Raw genomic sequence first — 24,696 nt, 5'->3', positions numbered from 1 at the left:
TGGCTCCATGGAGGGCCCGGGAGGTGCCACAGGTGCATCCACGTCTCGCAGCCCCACCCCAGTCCCACGACAAGGCGCCCTCAGGCCCCACGCTCCCCGCCACTGACACGGCACATCAGGAGCGCAGGGCCACGTGGTCGGAGCTGTTCTGCGACCTGGCGTATGTCGTTGCAGTCGCCCAGCTCGCGCATGGGCTGAAGCAGGCCCCGACGGCCGCGGGCGTCGCCGCGTTCGCCGTCCTCTTCGTGCCGGTCTGGTGGTCCTGGATTGGCATCACCTTCTACGCGGACCGCTTCGACTCGGACAACGTCGTCGACCGCCTGCTGCTCGCCCTGCACATGCTCGTCGTGGCGGCCCTGGCCGTACAGCTTCACGAGGGCACCGGCGTCAATGCCCCCGGCTTCGCGCTGGTCTACGGCGTGCTGCGGCTGCTGCTCATCCTCCAGTACGCGCGTGTCCACTGGCGCCTCCCCGCCGCCCGGCCGCTGGCACGCAGGTACATGGCGGGCTTCTCGCTCGCGGTGCTGCCGTGGCTGGCGTCAATCTTCGTCGCGCCCCCGCTCCGCTTCGCCCTCTGGGCGGCCGGCCTCATGATCGACCTGGTCACCCCCCTCACCGCGCGCTCTCAGCAGGCGGCCCTTCCGCTGAGCCCATCCCATCTGCCCGAGCGCTTCGGCCTGTTCACCATCATCGTGTTGGGCGAGTCGCTCGTCGCGGTGGTGGGCGGCGTGGCCGAGCAGCACCAGTCCCCCGCCTCCGTGCTGACAGCGGTCCTGGCCTTCTGCTTCGCCTTCGGAATCTGGTGGCTCTACTTCGACAATGTGAGCCACGCCATCGTCCACCGGACGCGGTTCTCCGGACAGACCTGGGTGTACATGCATCTCATCTTGATGATGGGCCTGACGGCGAGCGGGGCGGGCGCCGAGCGGCTCATCAACTCCCCTCCCGGTGAACCCGTCGCTGACTCCGCGCGGTGGCTCTTCTGTGCCGCCACGGCGAGCTGCTTTGTCTCGCTCGGTGCCATCCTGCTCGCCACGGCCCCGTTGGCACCCCAGCGGCCACGGCGGCAACCCCGGCCAACGCTGCTGTCGGCGTCGGCGGGCGTGATGCTTCTCATCGCCGCACAGGGCGCTCGACTGCGGCCATTCCTGATGACTGGGAGCGCGGGCCTGCTCACCGCCCTCGTGCTCCTCGCCATGCGTGCACTGCCCCGGCCGACGCCAAAACGAGAGCCCGACTGAGGGCCCTCACACAAGACCCGGGCAGCAGCTCGCCGCGCGTCTACGAGCCCGTCTCCTCGAGCGCGAGCAATCCCTCCGCGATGGCCAGGCTGCGCAAGCGGGTCTTGATCCGCTGGAACTGCTGGCGCATCGCCGTCGCCTTGCGGGTCCGCATCTCGCAGGTCATCGACTCGCCGGGCTCAGACATCATCTGGACCACCTCCGGCCACGGCAGCCGCTGCTCCACCCGGAGAACCAACAACCGCTGCTCCTGGGGGTCCAACCGCTCCCGCAGGCTCCGGAAACGGTCCTTCATCGTGGTGCGCAGCCACGGGTTCGTCGAGGAATGCCGGGCCACGGGCCGCTCGGGGAGCGCGGAGAGGCTGACGTGCTTGTGCCGGACGGCGGGCGCGTTCACCACCTTGTAGCAGCAGTTGCGCGCCATGCGGTTGGCCCAGGTGCGGAAGGAGCTCTCCCACCGGAAATCCGGCAGCCCTTTCAGGAGGCACTCACAAAAGAGGCTGAAGGCATCCTGGACGCGCCCCTCGTCGCGGAGGATGGCGGCCATCAGTCGGCGAAATTCCGGCCCATAGCCACGCAGCGCATGCTCGACCGCCCGGTTCATCTCTCCGCGCTTGCAGAGGTCCTGGATCTCACTCTCCCATTGGTCTCTTTCTTCCACTCGCACGGGACTTCCCTTTCGCTCGAGAAACACTCCATCAGGAGGGAGTGGTGCCGGTGTCGCTGTGACGGCATCCCGGCGTCGGAGGTGAGCCCACCGTCAGCGCCAATCACAGTACGAGAGGCCAGGGTCTTTCTATTGAAGGGACGCAGCGCGGTTCGCGCTGTCACCTCGCGAAAAGGGATAACAACACCATGAGCACCATCCTCCTTGTTGATGATGAAGTCGAAGTCCTCGATGTCTATTCCGAAATCCTGGAGATGATGGGCCACGAGGTCATTCGCGCGCATGACGGAGCGCAGGCGCTGGAGTTGGCCCGGCAGCGGCGCCCGGACCTCGTGGTCACAGACTGGATGATGCCGCGCATGAACGGCGTCGAGCTGTGTGGCGCGCTCACCGGGGCGCGGGAATTCCAGGGCCTCCCCATCATCATGCAGAGTGCCTCCGGCAATCCCCATATCGCTGGCGTCCTGGCCTTCCTCCCCAAGTCCGGGGAGCTGGAGCAGTTCGAGAAGGTGGTGACGCGGACGCTGGCCGCCGCGGCGCCTCGGGCCGCATGTTGCGAGGCCGAGGGAACCCAGGCGAGCCTGCACCCAAGATGCCGGGCCTGCGAGCGCTTCAAGAGTCGAAGTAGCACGCCACAATTCCGCACATGGCCCAGGAGCCGCTTTCGGCGGATGGGATCACTCCACCCGCTTGATGAAAACCTGAGCCCTGTGGACACACGGCCCAGACGCATCTGGCCGTAGCTGCGCGGCTTCGCGGCCACGAATGCGCGCGCCTCCTCCGGCCCCGGCTCCGCACCTGATTGAGGGAACATCATACCTTGCGTCGACTGGCCGGCAGACCGGTCCATCGCAACTCGGCGGCCTACTCACGTTCATGCGCCCCCAGGCTGTAGACTCCCTCAGACAAAGCGGGGGATGTCATGGCCACGGTGTTCATCAGCAGCACGGGGCTCGACTTGGCGGACTATCGAGCTGCGGTCATCGAGGTCTGCAATCGCGCGGGCCTCGTCCCCATCGCCATGGAGTTCTTCGAGTCCATGGGGGCCGGCGCGACCGAGGGCAGCAATCTGAAGCTGGATGAAGCCGACGTGTACCTCGGCATTTTCGCCCATCGCTACGGCTACATCGAAGCTGGGGAGAAATCCATCACCGAGGAGGAGTTCGACCACGCGAAGGCGCGCGGCCTGGAGCGGCTCTGCTTTCTGGTCAAGCCGACCTATGCTTGGACTCCGGACGCCATCGATTACGAACATCATGAGAAGCTGGAGCGCTTCAAGAGACGGATCCGGACCTCTGCCATCTGCAATGAATTCACGACGGTAGATGATCTGCGGGCCAAGGTGCTCCAATCACTGTATAGCTGGCTCCAGCGCCATCCCGGCGGAACTCCAGCGCAACCGCCCGCCACCGGGCCAGTTCCCTCGGTGCCGCCCGCTCCACCGCTGTTCATCGGACGAGAGACCGAGATACGGGAACTCCGGGAGCGCGCCTATGCAGCCTCCCGCGGAGGGCAGCACACAACCATCGTTCGTGGCTGGCCTGGAGTCGGAAAGACGACCCTGCTCAACGCCCTCGCGCATGACCCCGAGATGCTAAAGCACTTCAAGGACGGCGTCTTCTGGATGACCCTCGGCGAGAACACGACCGCCGAGTCCGGAATGGCGACGCTCTGCCAGCAACTCGGTGCGTGCGAGGAAGCCCGGGCGCTGGCATTGCCGGAACTCGTTCTGCGCGTGCGGTCCGCCCTGGTCGCGAAGCGGGCGCTCCTCATACTGGACGACGCCTGGCGCTCGGATGATGCAGCCGCTTTCAAGCAAGTGGTTGGCCCCGGATGCGCCCTTCTGGTGACCACCCGCTTCGGTGATGTGGCGCGAGAGTTGGCCGACGTGCCGGGAGAGCAGATCTACCGACTGGGCGTCCTGTCGGACGAGAAGGGGCTTGAATTGCTCCGGAGGTTGGCACCCACGGTAGTACTGCAGCACCCGCAACCGTCGCTTGACCTGGTACGCGACCTGGAAGGCCTGCCGCTCGCGCTTCGCGTCGCCGGCCGTCTGTTGGAATCAGAGGCCAATCTCGGAACAGACGTGCTCGCACTGATGCAGGAGTTGCGCGAGAGTCATTGCCTGCTCGATTCCACCGCCCCCGACGACCGCTTCGACCCGCGAACCGGTACAACACCGACCATCCAACTGCTCTTGAAGAGCAGTACCGATCGCCTCGCTCCAGAGATGCGAGAGCGTTTTGCCTTGCTCGGAGTATTCGCGCCCAAGCCAGCGACGTTCGATCGGGAGGCGATGGCACAGATGTGGCAGATAGACGACGCCTTGCCCACCATCCGCCAGTTGGTGGACCGGGGACTGCTCGAGCCGCTCGTGAGCGTAGGGCGGTTCCAGATGCATGCGTTGTTGGTCTTGCACGCGAAATCCCTTCTGGAACCATGACAGAAGCCTCTCTCATCCGGTGGTGACCCATGGCTTCGTTGAATCAGGCCAGGACTCGCCATGCCACGATCTACATCGACAAGATCGGGCGGCTGGCACAGATGTACGAGACTGGAGGCAGAGCCGAAGCGATCACGGAGTTCGAACGGGATTGGGGCCAGCTCAAGGCGGCTCAGACCTGGGCGGCTGATGAAGCTCACGACAAGGCGCTGAGCTTCTTGCTGTTTGTGCGCGCCTTCGCCTTCCTGCAGTTGCGCCGTACGCCACAAGAGCGGCTCCGCTGGCTGGTCGCCGCTGAGGCGTGGGTCGATTCACAGCAAGACGTCGGCAGGAAGGCGGACTTCCTCAACTACCGCGGCAATTATGCGTACGAATCCGGTGATCTGGAGCAGGCCGAGCACTGGTATCGCAATGCGGAGGAGCTCGCACGAGGCCTGGGAGAGCGCAGACTCCTGGCCGGATATACCCAGAACCTGGGCAACGTCTCCCTGCAACGCCGGAACTTCACGGCGGCAATCGACTACTTTGAGCAAGCCCTGCGCCTTTTCCAAGAGCTCAAGGAGCGGAGAGGTGAAGCGACGAGCCTCGGCAGTCTGGGGATCGCATACGCTGACCAGGAGAAGCACGAGAAAGCCACTACCCTCTACGAACGGGCTATCGCAATTCTGGCGGAGATCCAAGATCTGGATGAGCTGGAGACGTTCACTGGCAATCTCGGAAACAGCTACGCGGCCCTCGGGGATCACCCGCGAGCCCTGCTCCATCTGCAGCGGGCCAGGGATCTCGCGGAGCAGCTCGGAAGCCGGTCCCGCCTGGCGGCTCGTATCGGAAACCTGGCAAGTGTGTATTCATCCGTCGGGAATCGGGAGTTGGCGCTGGAGTACGGTCAGCGCGCGCTAGCCCTCGCTCGCGAGCTCGAATCGCCGCCGATGATCGCCACGGCAATTAACAGACTCGCCAAGATCCACGCCGAACGCGACGAAATAGAGGAGGCACTCCGCCACTACGCCGAGGTGGAGAAGCTGTACCGCACCCTCGCGCTACCCATGCAGGCGGAGGAAATGCGCCACAACCAGGAGCTGCTCCGGTTGGGCGCACCTTTTCGGGAACGAATCCAAAGCGGCAACAAGCAGCTCGAAGAGGGTCGTCCCCAAGAGGCCATCCGTGAATTCGGCATGGCCCTCTCCATGGCTCGAGCCCTGAACAGTGCATGGCGAGAGTCACTCGCGCTGGGCAATATTGGCTTTGCCCACATGCAAGCAGGAGAGCATGCAGAAGCCGAGCGCTTCTTGCTGGAGGCGCTCCAGCTTTCCCGCCAGCTCTCCGAACGGAAGGCCCGCGCGCTGCAACTCGGATCGCTCGGGAACCTGAAGCACTTGCAAGGTAACTATTCGAGCGCCACCGATTACTACCTCCAGGCGCTGGAGCTGTACCGGGCCACGGGAAGCCTGGACGAGCAAGGAAAGCTCAGCGCGAACCTTGGCGATATTGCAGAGCGTGAGGGGCGCCGTGACGAGGCCCGGCAACATCTGACGGATGCGCTCCGGTGTTTCAGGGAGGCTGGGCTCATGGCGCAAGCGCGCCAGATCGAGACCAGACTCGATTCACTGGCCTCAATCCAGGGCATGAGTGTCAAGACCGCGAATCAGTTCGGGCTGGACCTGGTGAACGCCGGCCTCTCCCATTTCGCGCAGGATGTGACCGTGGTCCTGTTGGATGGAAGGGTCTTCTCGGGCCGCGCTCGGATATACGCGCTCGGAGACGATTTCCCCATCGTGGGGGTGCTGCTGCCAGATGGATCCAGCTTCAGGCTCGACTTCGACGAGGTGCGCACCATCCGTCTGCGGCTGCGAGACGGCACGGAGAGGACCTACGAAGATTGAGTCCCCTCCAGGCGGCGCTGCCCTGGCGGCGGGCAGCGAAGTCGCCCATTCCCGAGGCAGAGGATACTTCGCACAGCTTCGACTCCGGTGTACGGGCCCGGCCATGCCCAACCGCCGTATTGCGCTTCCCATGAGCTCTATACAGCGACAGGAGTGGCCGATAGGCTGACCTCCATGCGCCCAGCTAGCGACGCATCGAGGCCTCGGGTCTTCATCGGCTCCTCGACCGAAGGACGACCGATCGCCGAGCGTATCGCGACTGCGCTGTCTGCCACGTGCCGCGTCGCGCCCTGGTGGCAAAAGGGGATGTTCCCAAATCGGTTTCCACCCTTGGGGGTGCTCCTTGACGAACTCGGCCAGGTCGAGTTCGCCGTGCTCGTCGCGACACGTGATGACCCTGTTGAGATCCGCGGCACGCGCCAGGTTGCGATGCGCGACAACGTCCTGCTCGAGTTCGGGCTCTTCGCGGGCAGGCTCGGCAAGGAACGAGCGCACCTGCTCCTGCCGCTCGCCGGCGACCGCGACGACCCCTTCCGCGTGCCATCCGACATCCTCGGCGTAGGGTGCTCGCGATACGGCTCGGAGGCGGCACTCGACGATGAAATCGCCCGCGTATCGGGCGAGCTCCTCGCGCGGTTCGCGTCCACGAGCGCCTCCGGCAGCCGCGAGGAAGGGGTGCGTGACTGGGGGCGGCGCCTGCTCCGCTTCGTGGCGTGGGCGCGCGGCGAACTCTCCGCGGTCGACGTTTGGTCGGCCTCTGCCTTCCGGATGCTCGCGGGCAAGGTCCAAGGGGCGTCCGCGTTTCTGTTGGAGGAGGTTGACTGCCTCGGCCTTCGGCCAGAGTTCGATGCGGTCGTGGACAGCCTCGCGAACGCCGCCGAGACGTTCCCGAACGGGCTGCTCGAGGGACACGGCTTCGTCCTCGACCGCGAGCGCTACGACTTCCATTCGTTCCTGCCCATGCCGCACCCGCAAGACGCCGCCCATGTCCATGAGCGGGTCCGCCGCGCGGAGCACGTCTTCTCCGACCGCTGGGAGCGCGCTCTCAGCCAGCACCGCCATGCCGCTGTCGAGTGGTACGAGCCGCGCTTGCAAGTGGTCGATCATCTTCAATACGACAGGTCGTGGTGGCACCGCCCGGGCTGGCATCCTCTGTGGCGTGGAGAACTCGAGCCGCATGACCTGAAGTCCTCGTTCACGTGGTGGCGCCTCGGGTTGCTCGAAGCTCTCGGCGACGTGGCGATGCGCATGGATGGGATCCGTGAGTGGTCGAGAGGAGCTGCCAGGGAGCTTCAGGACCGGTTCACGGCTTTCGAGGCCAGGCTGCACGATCGGCTCTTCGCTTGATCCCCGCGTCCCCAGCACGCCGCACCGCCTGCGTCGCAGGCCCCTGCTGCGCGCGCTCCAAGGTGAGCGCGCGGGGACCAAGCCGGCGTTCAAGCAATGAGGCCCTGCGCCGCAAGCACAACGAGTCCTGACGCCGCCCCGTCCGGGCTAATCGTTCTCGTCAGCGATCCGCATCAACCTCTTCGCCACGTCGAGCAGGACCTTGTCCCGGGCGTTCTGGTCCAAGCCATTCAGCGCCTGGTCTGTGCCATGGACGAACTGAAGATCCCCGAGGCGCAGCGAATGGGGGCCTGTTTCATGATGGGGATATTTGAAGTCGACGTCGAGGAGAGCGGGCCGAAGCAGGAGCGGAATGAGCTGAAGTTGCCCCTGCTCCTTTCTGTGCAGCAGTTGGGGGAGTTCGTGCTCCCGGATGTAGTCGGAGCCCACGAAATCCGGGCTCACCAGGAGGACGGCCGCCTTGGCCTGCTGCAATATATCCTGGATCTGCTCGTGCCATTCCTGGCCCACCTCGATGCGCTGATCCGACCAGGCCAGGAGACCCCGCTGAGCGAGCGGCTTCAGGTGGGTCTTCAGTTGATCCAACCACCGGCTACTCTCGGACCCAGCATTATCCGCATGGGCATAGCAGATGAAGATGGTGCTACCTGTCGGGCGGGTAGCCGCCCGGGTCTTGAGGCGCGGAGCCGCGGAAGGCACGGATGGCTTGGATAATCCCCCCAGATCGCCCAATTTCCCGAAAGCGTCCGCCTGACCCTGCAGGTCTCGTAGGACCTTGAAGATGGAAAGGGCAGCCTCGTAGTGGCCGCGTGCATCATCAGGGTTGTCAGCCTCGACCTCCAGCGCCCCCAGCTTCATGAAGGTCTCCGCCCGTCCCTCAGGGTCCTTCGCTTGCGTGTAGCAGGAAAGAGCCTTCAGGTAGTGCTCGCGCGCCTCGTCGAGGTCTTCTCCTTCGTACTCGCTCTCCAGGTCGCCCAGCTTCAGGAGGGTCTCCGCCTGTCCCTGAAGCGCCTCCTCCTCCTCGAAGAGGGAGAGGGCTTTCTCATAGTGCTCGCGCGCCTCGTCGAGGTCTGCTTCGTCGTACTCCAGCTCCAGATCGCCCAGCTTCAGGAGGGTCTCCGCCTGCTCCTGCAGTTCCTCCTCGTCCTCGAAGGCGGAGAGGGCTCTCTCATAGTACCCGCGCGCCACGTCGAGGCCTGCTTCATCTCCCTCCATCTCCAGATCGCCCAGCTTCAGACGGGCCTGCGCCAGGCCAAGAACGTCATCCTCTTCCTTCAATAGAGACAGGGCGGCCTTGTAGCGCTTACGCGCGCCCTCGATATTGCCGAGACGTGCTTCCAGGTCGCCCATCATCAGGAGGGTGTCCACCTGCCCTTCGGTATCCTCCTCGTCCTCGAAGGCGGAAAGATCGTCAGAGCAGAGCACGAGTGCCTTCTCAAAATGGCGACCCGCCTGATCGGAATTGCCAGCGGCGTCCTCTACGTCACCCAAACTCATGAAAGCATGAGCCGCCTGCGGATCATCTGCCTCTTTCGAGAGGGAGATGGCAATCTTGTAGTGGCGGCGGGCGGCATCGAAGTTGTTGGCGTCGTACTCCAGCTCACCCAATTTCAGGAGGGTGTCGAGCTGGCCCTGGACATCGTGCGTCTGTTCGTGGAGGGCGAGGGCCGTCTCGTAACTGTGACGCACATCATCACGGGCTTTCACCCGCTCGATGTCCCCACGCACGTCCTGGAATTCCCGCACACGGGAGGCATCGCTTGGCGACAAAGGAATTCGCCGTTTCGGGCCAGCTGCAGTCATCGCTTGGATCCCCCCTCCATAGTACTGCTATCACGCCACCAGGGCCGAGAATCCCGCAACTCAAGCGCCATGACAAGCAACCCGCAGCTTCGTCACGCCGACACCCAGGAAAAGCTTCTGGGGCAGCGTTGCTGCTTGAGTGAAGTGGGCCTGGTTCCGCAGAGCGTTCTGGGCTTTCGCCACCAAGTAGCAGCCCGGTACTTCTTTCGTAGTTGGCGGGCGACTCGTAGTCGAGCGCGGAGCGCCGCCGGTGGGGTTGTACCAACCCTCGATGAAGTCGAAGAGAACCCGCCGAAGACGCCGGCCAGCGGAAACGTCGCCGATAGCGGCGGGGTCTGGAGGAGCGTGACCGTGGGCGACCGACGCGGTCCTCGCGCAGGGCCTCTACGAGGGCTATCGCTCCGACTCCGCGCCGGTGGCGCTCAACTACGCGCAGTTATGTTGGCGTCGACCGCGGGACTGCGCCCAGGCAGGAGTGCGGGGGCGCTCCAGCAGGCCCTGCAGGATGAGTTGGGAGAGAAGGGCTGTATCGACTGGAGCCGCGCCTCCGTTGATTCCTTCAGCGCGCCGGAGAAAAAAGGGGGCCTCTCACCGGCCCGAACCCGGCGGACCACGGCAGGCAGGGCTCCAAGCACCATCTGGTGGTAGATGGCCGAGGCCTGCCTCTGGCGCAGTCGTTGACCGCTGCCAACGTCAACGACTGAAAGGAGGCGCTGCCGCTGCTCGATGACATATTTGTGGTCAGGCCCGGACCGGAATGGCTCATGAATGTGATTGGAGCGCTGGCTCGGCGGCCTGCTCATCAAGGAGCAGACCCGCCAGGCCGTGCGGCTCGTGCAGCCCAGCGAGCTACCGGAAGCGCTTCAGGCGTCCATGCCTGAGGTAGAGCCGGTCGAAGACGTGCAGGTGCACCCGGGCCAGGAGCCATCCCACGGCGGCCATCCCCACCCCGATGGCGATGCGCTGCAGCGTGTTCTGCAGCCAGATGAGCCGGACGAAGAACTTGCCCAGGACGGCGCCCACGAGCACCGGCAGCAGCAGCAGGAAGATCCGCTGCACCGTCAGCGTCGGGAAGGGCGTGTTCCAGTAACGCCAGCCGAGCCACAGGAGCCCCGCCGCCAGCAGGCTGAGCAGCACGAACCCCATCACGCGCAGCGCCGGGTAGAGCCTCCAGACCTTGAACGCCGTGTTGCTTCCCACCCCCAGCAAGCTCATCAGCCGGGGGTGTGCGGCCTCAGGAGCATCCAGGAGCTTCATGGGCGGTTCGATCTTCAGGAACTCCCACTCGAGAGCAGGCTCCTTCGAGCGAGGAAGCATCTGCCCCCGGTGCTTCAGCGCGAGCTCCATCATTCGGTAGCCGCTGGTCATCAGCGCGAAGGCCTCCGCATCCGAGAAGGAGTCCAGGTCCGTGCGGATGTCGGCCAGTCGGCGCTGCACGCCCTTGAGGATTCCGTACCGGGTGAACGGGGTGCGGCGCACCGCCGGGCGTGCGCTGCGGGACAGATCATGCGGATCCTGGCAGTCCACCCAGTCGGTCGGGTCCTCATCCAGGTCCTTCTTGAGGTGCACGCTGACGGCGTCCCGCAGCACCCGCGAGCGGCGCCTCGACTCCAGCTCCTTGAACTGCGCCTCCCGAACCCGGGCCATGAGGATGCTGTTGGTGCGCACTGGAACGGCGACCAGTCCTGCCCTCGCGTTCTCCTCCACCGCCATCTGCCCGCTGCCATCGCTGACGAGCTGGACGGAGCATCCCTGGTCGATGAGGCTCTGGACGCCCTGGTTGTCGTGGACTCCTCCGTCCACCAGCCGCACCGTCATGCCGGGGTAGAGCCCTTCGAGCACCAGCGGCTCGAAGAGGCCGGGCACACAGGCCGAGGCTGCCACCGCATGACCCAGGCGCACTTTCTTGTGCCGCACCGGGGCCTGCGTCTCGTAATACATGCGCCGCAGGCGGCGGTTGCCGTCCACCTCGGGGTCGATACACCCGGGCGGCTCTCCCATGTACGAGGCCGTGAACTGCCACACATGCCCGGTGTTCAGCGTGGTGGCATTGAGGATGAGGATGGGGACCTTGTCCTTGCGCCGCCAGTTGTGACGCTTGGGCTCGAAGGTCCCCTCCCCCTTCGGACGGATGAAGAGCCCGCTGATCCACCGGGGCTCCTTCCCCTCCCCGTCCCGCACCCTGGCATACAGCTCCCGCTCGAAGAGCTCTCCCACGCGCGCGGTCCGGGAGTAGCGGGGTTGGAAGATCATCTTCAGGTTCGACAGCAGATCGCCGGCCACCCGGGTCCGGATGTTGCGCTGGACTCCCTCGAGGAAGTCGCTGATGAGCCGCTGGACGAGCTTCACGTAGTCATCGCGGTTGATCTCGGACTCCTCCTTCGTCTGCAGGAGGTTTCGGAGCTCCAGGTAGTAGTGGGCGCCAACGATGGAGCCTCCGGAGACACACGACAGGACCTCGACGTGCCGGAGGATGTCCAGCTCGGCAAGCCTGGCGAGCACGCCCAGGTGGTAGAGAGAAGCTCGGAACCCGCCTCCCGAGAGCGCCAGGCCCACCTTGCCGATGAAGGCCGTCCGCGCGGCCGCGGCATGGGAGCCGAGGAAGCTCTGCAGTGCCACCCAGGCCGGCTGCTGCTCCGCACCCTCTTCCAGGGGATTGACACCATGCAGGCGCGCGAGCGTCGCGAGCTGGCGGGCCGTGGTCTCGTACTCCCACTCCGGCACGTTCGGGATGGCGCGGGCCCTGAGCAGCCACGGCTCGGCCTCCTGATAGTGCCGGTTGCCGAAATAGGCCTGGGCCACTGTCACCAGGAACCAGTAGTCCTTGGCCAGGGGGCTGCCCTTCTCATCCTGGGCGCACCGGGGGAGGTCCTCGATGAGCCTCTGGCGGATCTCCTGCGCCAAGGCCCGCTGCTGGGTGCCCTGGGACAGCTCCGGTCGCAGGAGCCCGGCCGGGGGAACCACCTCCGTGTCGGCGAGAAGGTCGAGCAGGAAGGCGGCGTTGATGCTCGTGTAGCCCTGCTTCGCGATGGGATTCAGCTGGTAGCCGCGCAGGTAATAGTGGACCGAGTGCGCGAGGTACTCCGTGCGGCCATCCACCTCCCACTTGCGTCTGTAGATGGCACCGGCCAGGCCCAGCGACTCCTGGTCCTGGGTCTCCTTCAGGTTGTCGCCCTCCCGGAGGATTTCGAGAGCCCAGTCGAGCTTCTCGTCGGGGATGAGGTCGGGGTCCTTGTAGGTGCAGAGGGCGTGCTCCTGGGCGAGCTCGCGCCTCAGGTCCGCATCCTGCTGGGCCTCACGCTGCTGGCGTGCCAGCGCGAGGAGGCGCTGGGCAAGCCTGAACTCATCCTTCTTCTTGTGGTGGCGAGCCAGCTCGAGCATCTCCGTCGCGCTGGCTTGCTCGCCACGGAGGATGGCCTCGGTTCTCGCGGTCTGCTCTCCACTCATGAATCCCCCCTGCTGCGGAAGCCAGACACTCTACCGCACGGAATCAGGCCCGCGCACCCGTGTGGCTGGGGCGCCGGCTCGGCGTGTCTCCGTGCACCGGAGGTACGGCACGGCCGAGCAGGCGTGGCCTCGGACACGGCGCGCCCGTGCGCACCTTCCCGGGTGCAACCGCGGCACGGTCACGATGGCCGCCCACCACAGGAGTCCGTCATGAAGACTCGCACCCTTGGAAGGAATGGGCCGGAGGTGTCCGCCATCGGCTTCGGCGCGATGGTGCTCTCTCCCGGCATCTACAGCCCCGTCAATGACGAGGCGTCCATCGAGACGATCCACCAGTTGCTCGACCTGGGCATCAACTTCATCGACACGGCGAACATCTACGGCAACGGCCACAACGAGCGCCTCGTGGGCCGCGCCATCCGAGATCGCCGCGGCCGCGTGGTGCTCGCCACGAAGTTCGGCGCCAACATCCATGAGGACGGCTCACACGTGCGTGGATTGGGACGCCGCGACGCCGTGAGGAAAGCCATCGACGGCAGCCTGCAGCGGCTGGGACTGGACTTCGTGGACCTCTACTACCTGCACCGGGTGGACCCCACGACGTCCATCGAGGAGACCGTGGGCGCCATGGCTGACCTGGTGCATGAAGGCAAGGTGCGCTATCTGGGGCTGTCCGAGGTCTCCCCCGCGCTCCTGCGCCGCGCACAGGCCGTGCACCCCATCACCGCCGTGCAGTCGGAGTACTCGCTGTTCTCCCGCGAGCCCGAGGCCGAGCTGTTCCCCACCTGCCGCGAGCTGGGCGTGGGCTTCGTCCCCTACAGCCCGCTGGGCCGGGGGCTCCTCACCGGCCACATCCGCCGCCCCGAGGACCTCAAGCCGGACGACTGGCGCCACACCGTGCCGCGCTTCCAGGGCGACAACCTGAGGCGCAACCTCCAGGTTGTCGACGCCCTGGAGGCCATCGCGAAGCGGAAGGGCCTCACGCTGTCGCAGCTCGCACTCGCATGGATCCTCCGTCAGGGGGACGACCTGGTCCCCATTCCCGGCAGCCGACACGCGAAGAACATGGAGCAGAACGCGCGTGCCGCGGACGTGGTGCTGGACGCGAAGGACCTGGAGGAGATCAACCGCGCGGCTCGCGGCGTGGCGGGTGAGCGCGGCAACGAGCTCTACATGGAGACCATCCGCAGCGGGCAGCAGCAACCCGCGCAGCCGAACGCCTGAGCGCCGAAAACAGAAAGGGCCCCGGCGTTTGCACCGGGGCCCTCTCCGATGAGCCGGTGGGACTGTTGAGGGGCGCATCCGGGCGAAGGCTCAGGTGGATGCTCGTGCTCGTGTCACTCGCGCGTCCCGTGCCCATGCATTGGGCACGGTCATGAATCCTCCTCCCCTGCCCCCGAACCTCGAGTCGCGCCGCTCCCAGGTGTTCCCCGTCCTGGACGCCCGGGACCGCGAGCGCATGCAGCGCTTCGGTGAGGTCCGGCACTTCCGTGATGGAGAGTGCCTCGTCGCAGCCGGGCAGCCGAGCCCCGGGATGCTCGTGCTCGCCCAGGGCCGCGTGGCCCTCTCCCGCCGCGATGGCCTGGGGCACTCGATTCCCATCGTGGAGGAGGGCCCGGGACAGTTCCTCGGTGAGGTGGCCCAGCTCTCCGGACGCCCCGCGCTCGTCGACGCTCACGCGGTGGGCGAGGTGGAGGCGCTGGTCATCCCCCCGCACGGGCTGCGTGCGCTGCTCGTGGCGGAGGCGGACCTCGGTGAGCGCATCATGCGCGCCCTCATCCTGCGCCGCGTGGGCCTGATCGAGACAGGTGCCGGTGGGCCCGTCCTGGTGGGCCCCGCCGAGGGCGCGGGCAGGGTTCGCCTGGAGGGCTTCCTCTCGCGCAATGGCCACCCGTACCTCGCGCTGGACCCGGCGCAGGGCGGCGAGGCGGCCTCGCTGCTCGAGCGCTACTCGCCACGCGCGGAGGAGTTCCCGCTCGTGGTGTGCCCCGATGGCTCGGTCCTGAAGAACCCCTCGGAGAGCACCATCGCCCGAGCACTTGGCCTGCTCCCGGAGGGGGCCTTCGAGACGCTCTATGACGTCACCGTGGTGGGGGCGGGTCCCGCGGGGCTCGCCACCGCCGTGTACGCGGCCTCCGAGGGGCTGCGGGTGCTCGTCCTGGATCAGCGGGCCTTCGGGGGGCAGGCGGGCGCGAGCTCGCGCATCGAGAACTATCTGGGCTTCCCCACCGGCATCACCGGCCAGGCCCTCACCGCCCGCGCCTATGTGCAAGCGCAGAAGTTCGGCGTGGAGATAGCCATCCCGGCGGAGGCCGCCGCCCTGCGCTGCGCGGCCTCCGGCGCACCGCTCACGCTCGAGCTGACCGACGGGCGGAAGGTGCGCACGAGGACCGTGGTGGTGGCCAGTGGCGCACGCTACCGCCGTCCCGCGCTCGCGAACCTCGCCCAGTTCGAGGGCCGTGGGGTCTTCTATTGGGCCAGCCCCATCGAGGCGCGCATGTGCGACGGCGAGGAGGTCGTGCTCGTCGGCGGTGGCAACTCCGCGGGCCAGGCGGCCGTGTTCCTCGCGGACCACGCGCGTCGGGTCCGCGTGCTCGTGCGCGGCCGGGTGCTCGCCGCGAGCATGTCCAGCTACCTCGTCGAGCGCCTGGCCGCGTCCCCTCGCATCGAGCTGATGATGGAGACGGAGGTGGTGGGGCTGGCGGGCTCGGACGAGCGCGGCCTGCAGCGCGTGCGCTGGCGGCACCGGCCCAGCAGGAGGGAGGAGGAGCACGACGTGCGCCACCTCTTCCTCTTCATCGGGGCGGACCCGGCCACGGAGTGGCTCGCGGGCTGCGGTGTGGCGCTGGACGCGAAGGGATTCGTGCGCACGGGCGCGGCGCTCGGCGAGGAGCCGCTCCAGGCGAAAACCTGGGAGGCCACCGGGCGGGCTCCGTTCGCGTTCGAGACGAGCCTGCCCGGCGTGTTCGCCATCGGCGACGTGCGCTCGGACTCCGTCAAACGAGTTGGCGCGGCCATTGGCGAGGGCGCGGCCGTGGTCGCGCAGCTGCATGCCTACCTGGCCTCCGCCGCCGCGTCTGAATCCCGGCGCGCCAGCACACGCGGGCCGTCCGAGACGGTGCACCCTGAATGGTCGGGTGCGGCCCGCGACTGTTGACGCAGGGGATTGCGCCGTTCGAGCCGCGGGACACGCCGGGGAACGGGCCTGTGCCATCCTGGTGTCCCGGGAAGCGTCCCGGGCCACGAGCCCACCGTCCATGCCCGCCACCTCCGCCCCCGCCCTCCAGACCTCTCTTCGCGCTCCGAAGCCGCGCTTGCGAGATGCCGCCAACCTGCTGGCCTCGCTCGCTCCGGGCGTGCTGTTCGGCGTGGCGCTGGTGGCGCTGTCCCGGACGCCGCGCTTCGCGTGGCTCGCCCTGCCGTCCCTGTACCCGTGGGAGCTGTGGGTGGTGGCGATGGCCGGGACGACCGCGACGGTGGCCGGCGTGGCGGACTGGGTCTATCACCGCGCGGCCGGGCTCCGTGTGGGGCCCAACGAGCACAAGGCGGAGCTGCTCGCGCTGGCAGGCGGTGGGCTGCCGCTGTTCCTGCTGATGTGCGCCGCTTCGGTGTCTCCTCGCCCACACGTCTTCCTGCTGCCCGTCCTCGCCGTCCTGATGGGGACGATGGTCCTCATCTGCTACGACGAGTTCGTCTTCCACCGGCGGCGGTGCGGGCGGTTCGAGAATCTGCTGCACCGCACCCTGCTGGGAGGCCACGGGCTCGCGTTCCTCGCCTGGGCGCACTTCTGCTTCGTCCGTGAGCGGCTCCATGGCGGCTGAGGTCCTCACCCGCGTCCTTCCGTCTCCGGTGCGGCGGGCCCGCGCGCTCCTGATGCGCGCGGCGGCGCTGTATGACGCTCCCGGTTCGCCGCTGGCGCGTGAGGCCCGGAGCGTCTGGCCTGGGGGCTTTCGCGGGGGCGCCGCCTGGATGGCCGGGGCCATGGCCCATGTACGCGGCCAGCCCGTGCGGGCCGTGCTGCCCGGCGCGCAGACCCTGGGGCTCCTCAAGTATGCCTTCGCGCTCCTGGCTGCCGTGGGTGCATGGGGCATGGCCGTCTTCCTGGGGCTGCCACACGCGGTGGGCCTGCTGCTCGCGGTGCCCGCGTTCTATGCCGTCGAGGTCCAGGGGCTGTTCCTCTTCCCCCTGGCGCTGGATGGCGCCGCGCACCCCTGGCGGAGCGCGCGCGCGCTGCTGCGCGAGGCGGGAGGCACGGCGGGCGCCATGGGGACGGTGCTGGTCCTCGCGGCGGTGATGGTGTTCGGCGGGCTGGCGGGACGCGGGCTGGTGCGGTGCTGGTGCCTGGGATGCCTCGCCGTGGTGCTCTGGTACGAGGAGTTGAAGGCGTGAAGCGGGGCGGGACGCTCGCCGAGCTGTGGAGCCATGGACTGGGGCTCGCGATTGAGTCCGTGCGCGTCAACACGGTGCGCCTGGAGACGCGGCGGGACGTCGCGGTCTGGGTCAAGCGACGGCGGCCCGGCATGGGTGCGGTGATTGCCGCCGGCAATGTCTTCCTCCGTCTGTCGCGCAGCCGCATCCGCATGTTCGTCTCGTGCTCGCGCTGGCGGGACTGGGAGCTGGGCTCCTTCCGGCTGCTGCACGCGGGCCGCATGGCGGAGCGCTGGAAGGGGTGTGGCGTGGCGCTGGAGGCGCTCCCCGGAGAGCGCCTGGACCTGTTGCTGGCACGCGGGCAGCTCACCCCGCCCATGGTGGAGGCCGCGGCCCACGAACTGCGCCGGGCGCATGGCCTGACGTTCCCCGGCTCGTCCCGGCCGTGGTCGCACGGAGACGCGCACCTGAAGAACATCCTCTACGACGCGGGCGGGCAGCGCGCGTGGCTCATCGACTTCGAGACACCGCACGAGGCGAGGCTGCCCGCCGGGGAGCGCCACGCGGATGACCTGTTCGTCTTCCTGCTCGACCTCGTGGGACGCGCGCCCGAGGGCCCGGCTGAGGGGCTCGCGGCGGCGTTCCTCCGGGCGTACGCACGCGAAGACGTCCTGCGGGCCCTGCTCGCGCGACTCCAGCCACCTCGGGGACTGGAGCGGGCCCTCTGGAAGAGCCGCTCCCAGCAGCTCCCGGAGGCACGGCTCCTGCGCTGGCTGGAGCACCTCCGGAACGAGGTGCTCGGCCTGACACGCCCATGACCTGTCATTGACGTGGGGCCGGGCTGGCAAGCCTCCGCCGCACGTCGGGCGCCCCGAGCCTCCGTGCCCCGTCAGTCGGTCGCGCCACCCAGGATGGGACCCGCCTGGGGGATGCAGATGTCGCCAGGCGGGCGCTCGACGTCCGTCTTCTCCCACCAGAGGATATAGAGCGCACTGTAGCTCCCCGGCCCTGGCACGTTTGCGCGTACGCGCAGCACTGGCGGCTCGCACGAGACTTCCTCCGAGTGGGTGGCGTTCGTGGACGTGAACCGCGGATCCACCACCACCTGGAACCTGAGGGCGTACGTCGGGCCGGGGGGCGGCTCCGGATGGCGGATGTGGGAGTCGATGCTCGGCTGGAGCGGGCTGCAGGCCGACATCCCCACGGCGTGCTTCCGCAGGCTGGGTGGGTCCACGCGCCGCACGGCGTCCACCGGGTGGATCTCCAGCCAGCCCCCGTGGCCCTTGAAGCGGTCCTCGAAGCACCTGCGAATCCTGTCGGCCGGCAGCACGGGCGCCACGGGCGCGTGGGCGGTGTCCTCCCATAGCGTCCCGCTGACGATGACGTAGTCGCCTGCGGCGAGGTCGCGCTGAGACGGAGGTGCCACGCCCCGTATCGGGCTGAACGGCCAGGCGTTGCCCGGGTAGCTTGAGGACTCGGGGTCGTCGAGCCAGCTGAGCGGCCTCGGCCCGCGCGCGGACGGCCAGGTGTGCCAGGCGTTGAGCTCGACGGCGAAGTCGCCGTTGCCCGGCAGTGTGAACGCCGACGCCGTCGGCAGGCGCGTCTCCTGCAAGGGGTCCGGTGAGAGCAGGGGGATGCGGGTGGTGGTGGCGCGGTCCACCGGGCTGACGTTCCCGGGGAGCAGCGCACTGCGCAGGGGCTCCACCAGGACGGTGGGGCCTTCGCTCTCCGAGGCCGCGCCGTAGTTGCGCTCGATGAAGTCGGGGTCGAGGTGGATGTCGAAGTGCCAGTCTTCACTGGCCTGCTTCGGGGCGAAGCTGCCGTTGTTGCGATACGGGCGGACGGTGAGCCACCCCCCGAGCGTCACGCCGCGCGCGACGATGGCGGTCTCCATCCGGTCCTCCCACTTCGTGTTCTCCGTGTTGCCGACGAAGACGGCGCTCGGGGCCGGGGTGGCCTGCTCGTAGAAGGGGTCTGCCCCCTTCACCCGCAGCCTCACCTCCGTCGTGGGCTGCGTCGCGTCACCCACCACGTCGTACGCGAAGGTCACCTGGAACGACTTCACGGCCGGCGCGCGGACGGCCGCGGGCAGCATCACGGCGATGTCCCAGAAGAAGTTCCGGCTTCCGGAGCGCAGGACCCGTGCCACCGGCTCCTGCCAGCCCGACTCGTCCGTGGCGGACGGGGTCCGGCGTGGGAGCTCCACACCGTCGATGAGCACCTTCACGTTGACGTCGCCCTGCAACCGGAAGTGCAGGAGCCCGCCGTCGCCGAGCACGGTGTACGCGGCGTCGGGGCCCTGCGGCACGTTGCGCAGGCCGGCATTCACCTGCGCCACCGTCTCGAGGATCGGCGCGCGGTACGTCACCGGGGTGGATCCGGGGAGCGTCTTGCAGCCGGCGACGAGGGCCAGCACCGCGAGGAGCGCTGCGTTCAGGGCGAGGGACTGCACGCGGCTGCACCCTCCGGCCACGGCGAACAGCTCATGCGGCGCAACCGCGTCGCGGAACTTCATGCAGCTCGCTTCGGACATCCTGTAGCCCCCTCGTGTTGGTGCGAAGAGGCACCATAGGGTCACGGCCACTGGCGGCACCAGGGAGGAGGGCGGCGTGGAGCATACGGACGGCGTCGGGTCGTGCGTGAAAACGCGTGCCACGTCCGGAATGCCCTGTTACCCCTCGGGTTCACGCCGCCGTCCCGTCCCCTGGAGTGCACATGCGCAGCAGGTCCCTGGCCCTGGTCGTGTCCCTTGCCCTCGCCTCGCCCGCGGCGGCGCTGGCGCAGTCCACACCCCGCGCGAAGGGCCAGGTACAGGCGAAGCCGCAGCAGCTGCCCGCGTGGGTGCAGCGAAGCAACGTCCACACGAAGTACGTGCTGGACGCGCTGTCGAAGTTCGACCCCGAGGACTCGGCCAGGGCGGGCGTGGAGGGACTGGACGAGGCCATCCTGGACCGCACCCCCGGCTACCGCGACCGCATGCGCCAGGCGAGGGAGGCCGTGCTGGCGGAGCTGCGCACCCGGCTCGCCGCGGAGCAGGACCTCAAGGTGCGCCAGGACCTGCAGATCCTCATCGAGGCGCAGGAGCGCGCGCTGAAGGCCGCCGCGCTCGAGCAGCAGTACTTCGTGCCCTACGCGAGCGTGGCGCAGGTGGTGTTCAACGGCGTGCGCCTGCTGCTGGATGAGCAGGTGGCCCCGCAGCGGCGTCAGGCGGCGCTGGTGCGCCTGCGCAGATACGCGGGGCTGGAGAAGGGCTACGCGCCCATCGCCGAGCTGGCCCTGGCGGACACGCGCGCGCACCTGGCGAAGCCCGGGCTGCTCCTTCCCATGAAGGCCGAGCTGGAGCGCCACCTCGAGAACAACGCCTTCCTGCTCGACGGGCTCGCCCCGCTCTTCCAGAAGTACGGCCTCCAGGGCTACGAGGAGCCGCTCGCCGCGCTGAAGAAGCAGCTGCTGGACTACGACACCTTCGTGCGCACGGAGCTGCTGCCGCGCGCGCGCACGGACTTCCAGCTGCCGCCGGAGGTCTATGCGCACAACCTGGTGGAGCTGGGCGTGGACGTGCCGCCCGCCGAACTGGCAGCGATGGCGCGCAAGGCCTTCGGCGAGCTGCAGGCGCAGATGCAGCAGGTGGCCGCGCAGGTGGCCAGGGCGCGCGGCTGGAAGGATGCCGACTACCGCGCCGTCATCCGCGAGCTGAAGAAGGAGCAGCTGGTGGGCGAGGCCATCCTCCCCCACTACCAGTCAAGGCTGAAGCAGCTGGAGGCCATCATCCGCCGTGAGCGCCTGCTCACCCTGCCCAGACGCCCCGCGCGCATCCGGCTCGCCAGCGAGGCGGAGAGCGCCCGGTCCTCGGGGCCGTACATGGTCCCTCCCCGGCTGCTGGGCAACACGGGTGAGCAGGGCGAGTTCGTGCTCCCGCTCAACCTGCCGTCCACTGCGCCCGGCGGGGCGAAGAAGCTCGACGACTTCACCTTCGCCGCCGCGAGCTGGACGCTCACCGCGCACGAGTCGCGCCCCGGCCACGAGCTGCAGTTCGCGCGCATGCTGGAGGCCGGCGTGTCCAACGCCCGCGCCATCTTCGCCTTCAACAGCACCAACGCGGAGGGCTGGGGGCTGTACGCCGAGCGCATCACCCTGCCCTTCCTCCCGCCGGAGGGGAAGCTCATCAGCCTGCAGCACCGGCTGATGCGCGCTGCGCGCGCCTTCTGCGACCCGGAGCTGCAGCTGGGCCGCACCACGCCGGAGCAGGTGAAGCAGCTGCTGATGACAGACCTGGTGCTGTCCGAAGCAATGGCCACCCTGGAGGTGGAGCGCTACACCTTCCGCATGCCGGGCCAGGCCACCAGCTACTTCTACGGCTTCACCCGCCTCAACGAGCTGCGCACAGAGGTGGAGCAGGCGGTGGGCAAGCGCTTCGACGCGCGGCGCTTCCACGACTTCGTGCTCGCCCAGGGCCTGCTGCCGCCGGACCTGCTGCGCCAGGCGGTGTTCGCGGACTTCGTGCGCGGCCCGCTGCCGACACGGGGCACGATGGCGAAGTAGGCTCACGCGGGAAGGACGGCGGCGGCCTCGATTTCGAAACGCATGCCGTCGCGCGGTTCCGTTGTGGAACACAGGCGTCCGGACGCTCTCGGGGGGTGGCATGCTCCGCGGGTGACTCCTTCCTGGCTCCCGCTCGTGAAGTTGCAACTCCCGCGCCTGCGCGCGGACCACCTTCCGAGGCCTCGCCTGCTGGAGGTGCTGATCAAGGCGGTCCCCACCCATCGGCTCACACTGCTGTCCGCTCCGGCCGGGGCGGGCAAGACGACGCTGCTCGCCGCGCTCCCGGCGGCGCTGCCCGCGGCGGACTTCGCGTGGCTCTCCCTCGACGCGGGCGACGACGCCCCCGCCGCGCTGTTGCTGGGCCTCGCGGGCGCGCTCGAGCGGGGGGTGCCCGGCTGCGGTGACCGCGTGCAGGCCGCCCTCGGCGCCCTGGCGGGAGCGCCCCGTCGCGTCGCGGGCGTGCTGGCGAATGCGCTGCTGGAGGCCCCCGCGCTCCCGCGGGTGCTGGTGCTCGATGACCTGCACGTGCTCACGAACCCTGCCGCGCTGGAAGTGCTCGAGGTCCTGCTCGAGCGGCTCCCGCCCACCGTCCACGTCGTGGCCGCCGCGCGCCACGCGCCGCCGTTGCCGCTCGCACGGCTGCGCGCGCGGAGCGAGCTCGCGGAGCTGCGGCTCGAGGACCTGCGCTTCACTCCCGACGAGGCCGAGGTCCTGCTCAATGGCCGGCTCGCGCTGGGCCTGTCCCCCGAGGCGCTCGTGGCCCTGGAGCGGCGCACGGGCGGCTGGGCGGCCGCGCTGCGCCTGCTCGCCGCGGGCCTCGAGCGACTGCCGACCCCCGAGGCCCGCGCCCAGTCGCTCGCGCGCACCGCCGCGCCGGGCGCCAGCACCGCGCGCGTGCCGGCCGCGCAGATGGACGCCGTCTTCGCCCTGCTCGCGGAGGAGGTGCTCGGACACGAGCCGCCACAGGTGCAGGACTTCCTGCTGCGCAGCGCCATCCTCGAGGAGCTGACGCCCGGCCTGTGCGAGGCGGTCACCGGCCACGCACGCGCGGGGCCGCTGCTACAGGAGCTCTCGCGGCGAAACCTCCTGCTCTCCGCCGAGGAGCAGACCCCCGTCGGCAACCCGGCGATGCAGGAACTGGGGCCGGTGTACCGCCTGCACGCGCTGCTCTCGGACTTCCTGCGCCACCGGCTCGCGCAGCTGCATCCGGAGCAGGTGCCGCAGCTCCACCGGCGCGCGGCCGCGGCGCACCCCTGGGCCGTGCGCGCCGTCGGGCACCTGCTGCGCGCAGGCGACGTGGAGCCGGCCGCGGCGCTGCTGGAGCGGGAGGCCCCCGCGCTCTTCAGCCAGGGGCTGCTCGAGACGCTGGGCACGCTGCTGGAGGCGCTGCCCGGGAAGGTGCGGGCACGCCACCCGCGCCTGCTCCACTTCCTCGGCGTGCACGCGTGGAGCCGCAGCGACTTCCCTCGCGCGGCGGCCCTGCAGCAGGCGGCGCGGGAGGGCTTCGAGGCGGCAGGCGATGCAGCGGGCGAGGGAGAGGCGCTCGTGCAGCTCTCCATCCTCCATCAGACGCGGGGAGACTTCACCCGGGCTGACGCGATGGTGGTGCAGGCGCGGGCGCGCCCCCTGTCCCCGCGCAGCCGTGCGCAGCTGCACATGGGGAGCGGCTTCCTGGCGCTGGGCCGGGACGCGTTCGCCGAGGCCGTCACCGAGGTGCAGGCCGCGCTGGACGTCGCGGAGGCGTCGGGGGACGCAGGCGCGCTGCACATCTGCGCCATGCATCTGCGCGCCACCTTCCTGCCCGCGCCCGGCGCCGTGGCGCTGCTCGAGCGCTTCCGCAGGATGTGTGCCCGCTCGTCCGCCCCGGTGGTGACGGCGAGCGCCGAGTCGCACGCGATGGTGCTGCATCTGGTGCGCGCGGAGCTGGGGGAGGCGCGCGCGGCCGCCGTGCGCGCGCTGGCCGCGAGCGAGCGCCTGGGCGGGCCGCCCTGGCTGATGGTGGACACCGGAGTGCTGGCGAGCGCGCTGCTCGCCCTGCACGGCGACGGCGCGGCAGCGGACCGGGGGCTCGCGGAGCACGCGCTGGTGGTGGAGCAGTTCGAGGAGTGGCGCGCCGGGATGTTCTATGTGCACGCGCGCGTACGGCTCGCCCAGGGAAGGCTCCCGGAGGCGCGGGCGTTGGCGGCGCGCATCGGCGGGCCGGCCGCGCGCGAGTGGCCCGTGGCGCCCACGGCGCGCGCCATGGCCGCCGGAGCGCTCGCGCTGGCCGAGGGGCAGGTGGCCGAAGCGGTGCGCCACGCGCGCGAGGCCGTCGCGCTGCAGGGACGCACACCGCTCTCGCTCGTCTTCGGGGACGCGCGCGCGCTGCTCGCCCGGGCCCAGCTGGAGGCCGGCCGCGGCGCGGAGGCCCTGCACGCGCTGGAGGCGGCGCTCACCGCGCACGCGGCGCTGGGCATCCCGGGGATGCTCTGCCTGGAGGGGCCTGGCCTGCTGCCGGTGCTGCGGCTCGCGCTGGAGCGCGGCAGCCGCGCGCCGGGAGCGGAGCTGCTCGCCGGCGCCCTCGCCCCGCTGAGCGCCGGGCGCGGCGTGGCTGTGCCGGACACGGGGCTGGCCCTCACGGCGCGCGAGCTGGAGGTGCTGCGCCTCGTGGCCGGGGGCCTGGGAAACCAGGAGGTGGCCACCGCGCTGGGTGTGTCGCTGCCCACGGTGAAGACGCACGTGGCGCGCCTCCTGTCCAAGCTGGGTGCGGCCAGCCGCACCGAGGCCGCCGCCCGCGCCCGCGCCCTGCACCTGCTCTGAGGCCCGCGCTCCGGGGCCCGTCATCCTTTGGGATGACGCGGCCGCGGGCCCCCGTCCGCTACTCCTGGTCCATCACCAGCGCAGAGAGGCTCTGGAGTCGCTCGCGCTGCTGGGGCGGGCGCTGGGGCTGCTGCGCCCGGTGTGCCTGCGGGACCT

General features: G+C 69.0%; 16 protein-coding genes and 1 pseudogene. 13 read left to right on the top strand and 4 right to left on the bottom strand.

Annotated elements, in window-relative coordinates; translation table 11 throughout:
- The first annotated feature begins 32 nt into the window (after window positions 1-32).
- The gene (locus G4D86_RS38450; protein ID WP_163999272.1) at window positions 33-1,241 is read left to right on the top strand and encodes a low temperature requirement protein A; all 1,209 of its coding nucleotides are present in this window, start codon (window positions 33-35) and stop codon (window positions 1,239-1,241) included.
- A gap of 40 nt (window positions 1,242-1,281) precedes the next feature.
- On the opposite strand, the gene G4D86_RS38445 is transcribed toward G4D86_RS38450, so the two are convergent.
- Window positions 1,282-1,845 (bottom strand): RNA polymerase sigma factor, encoded by a 564-nt coding sequence (locus tag G4D86_RS38445; protein WP_163999406.1) that lies wholly within the window; start codon window positions 1,843-1,845, stop codon window positions 1,282-1,284.
- A gap of 251 nt (window positions 1,846-2,096) precedes the next feature.
- Between G4D86_RS38445 and G4D86_RS38440 the strand changes: the two genes are divergently transcribed.
- From G4D86_RS38440 to G4D86_RS38425, 4 genes are all read left to right on the top strand, one after another.
- Complete coding sequence (locus tag G4D86_RS38440; RefSeq protein WP_163999271.1) at window positions 2,097-2,651, top strand: response regulator; 555 nt, start codon at window positions 2,097-2,099, stop codon at window positions 2,649-2,651.
- 179 nt (window positions 2,652-2,830) lie between these two features.
- Window positions 2,831-4,351: a DUF4062 domain-containing protein gene (locus tag G4D86_RS38435; RefSeq protein ID WP_163999270.1), complete on the top strand. Its 1,521-nt coding sequence runs from the start codon at window positions 2,831-2,833 to the stop codon at window positions 4,349-4,351.
- A 29-nt stretch (window positions 4,352-4,380) separates the two neighbouring features.
- Window positions 4,381-6,234, top strand: coding sequence for a tetratricopeptide repeat protein (locus G4D86_RS38430; RefSeq protein ID WP_163999269.1), 1,854 nt, complete (start codon window positions 4,381-4,383; stop codon window positions 6,232-6,234).
- Between the two features lie 174 nt (window positions 6,235-6,408).
- A complete protein-coding gene (locus G4D86_RS38425) occupies window positions 6,409-7,581 on the top strand; it encodes a TIR domain-containing protein (protein WP_163999268.1) in 1,173 nt (390 codons plus the stop codon).
- A 147-nt stretch (window positions 7,582-7,728) separates the two neighbouring features.
- On the opposite strand, the gene G4D86_RS38420 is transcribed toward G4D86_RS38425, so the two are convergent.
- Window positions 7,729-9,309 carry a tetratricopeptide repeat protein gene (locus tag G4D86_RS38420; protein ID WP_163999267.1) on the bottom strand — a complete coding sequence of 527 codons (1,581 nt, stop codon included), beginning with the start codon at window positions 9,307-9,309 and terminating at the stop codon, window positions 7,729-7,731.
- 683 nt (window positions 9,310-9,992) lie between these two features.
- Here G4D86_RS38420 and G4D86_RS54340 point away from each other — a divergent pair.
- A pseudogene (locus tag G4D86_RS54340) lies at window positions 9,993-10,088 on the top strand (transposase); the annotation flags it as partial.
- A 145-nt stretch (window positions 10,089-10,233) separates the two neighbouring features.
- Here the strand turns inward: G4D86_RS54340 and G4D86_RS38410 are convergent.
- Window positions 10,234-12,831, bottom strand: a complete 2,598-nt coding sequence (locus G4D86_RS38410; protein ID WP_163999266.1) for a patatin-like phospholipase family protein — start codon at window positions 12,829-12,831, stop codon at window positions 10,234-10,236.
- 210 nt (window positions 12,832-13,041) lie between these two features.
- On the opposite strand from G4D86_RS38410, the gene G4D86_RS38405 reads away from it, so the two are divergent.
- From G4D86_RS38405 to G4D86_RS38385, 5 genes are all read left to right on the top strand, one after another.
- Window positions 13,042-14,055, top strand: a complete 1,014-nt coding sequence (locus tag G4D86_RS38405; protein WP_163999265.1) for an aldo/keto reductase — start codon at window positions 13,042-13,044, stop codon at window positions 14,053-14,055.
- Window positions 14,056-14,206: 151 nt separating this feature from the next.
- Entirely contained in the window at window positions 14,207-15,988 is a 1,782-nt protein-coding gene (locus G4D86_RS53995) for an FAD-dependent oxidoreductase (RefSeq protein ID WP_275899199.1), read from the top strand.
- Between the two features lie 100 nt (window positions 15,989-16,088).
- Window positions 16,089-16,652, top strand: coding sequence for a hypothetical protein (locus tag G4D86_RS38395; RefSeq protein WP_240360705.1), 564 nt, complete (start codon window positions 16,089-16,091; stop codon window positions 16,650-16,652).
- The gene (locus G4D86_RS53300; RefSeq protein ID WP_240360704.1) at window positions 16,642-17,220 is read left to right on the top strand and encodes a hypothetical protein; all 579 of its coding nucleotides are present in this window, start codon (window positions 16,642-16,644) and stop codon (window positions 17,218-17,220) included. The genes G4D86_RS38395 and G4D86_RS53300 overlap by 11 nt, the downstream gene beginning before the upstream one ends.
- Complete coding sequence (locus tag G4D86_RS38385; RefSeq protein ID WP_163999264.1) at window positions 17,217-18,017, top strand: BUD32 family EKC/KEOPS complex subunit; 801 nt, start codon at window positions 17,217-17,219, stop codon at window positions 18,015-18,017. Before G4D86_RS53300 ends, G4D86_RS38385 begins: the two co-directional genes overlap by 4 nt.
- A 71-nt stretch (window positions 18,018-18,088) precedes the next feature.
- Here G4D86_RS38385 and G4D86_RS38380 read toward each other — a convergent pair whose 3' ends face one another.
- Window positions 18,089-19,732, bottom strand: coding sequence for a hypothetical protein (locus G4D86_RS38380; protein WP_163999263.1), 1,644 nt, complete (start codon window positions 19,730-19,732; stop codon window positions 18,089-18,091).
- 182 nt (window positions 19,733-19,914) lie between these two features.
- Between G4D86_RS38380 and G4D86_RS38375 the strand changes: the two genes are divergently transcribed.
- The gene (locus tag G4D86_RS38375) at window positions 19,915-21,741 is read left to right on the top strand and encodes a DUF885 domain-containing protein (RefSeq protein ID WP_163999262.1); all 1,827 of its coding nucleotides are present in this window, start codon (window positions 19,915-19,917) and stop codon (window positions 21,739-21,741) included.
- Between the two features lie 135 nt (window positions 21,742-21,876).
- On the top strand, window positions 21,877-24,540 hold the full coding sequence (locus G4D86_RS38370) for a helix-turn-helix transcriptional regulator (RefSeq protein WP_163999261.1): 2,664 nt from the start codon (window positions 21,877-21,879) through the stop codon (window positions 24,538-24,540).
- Window positions 24,541-24,696 lie beyond the last annotated feature (156 nt).

Origin of the sequence: Pyxidicoccus caerfyrddinensis (assembly GCF_010894405.1) — a bacterium.
Taxonomy (GTDB): domain Bacteria; phylum Myxococcota; class Myxococcia; order Myxococcales; family Myxococcaceae; genus Myxococcus; species Myxococcus caerfyrddinensis.
This window is presented reverse-complemented; position numbering and strand designations above follow the sequence as displayed.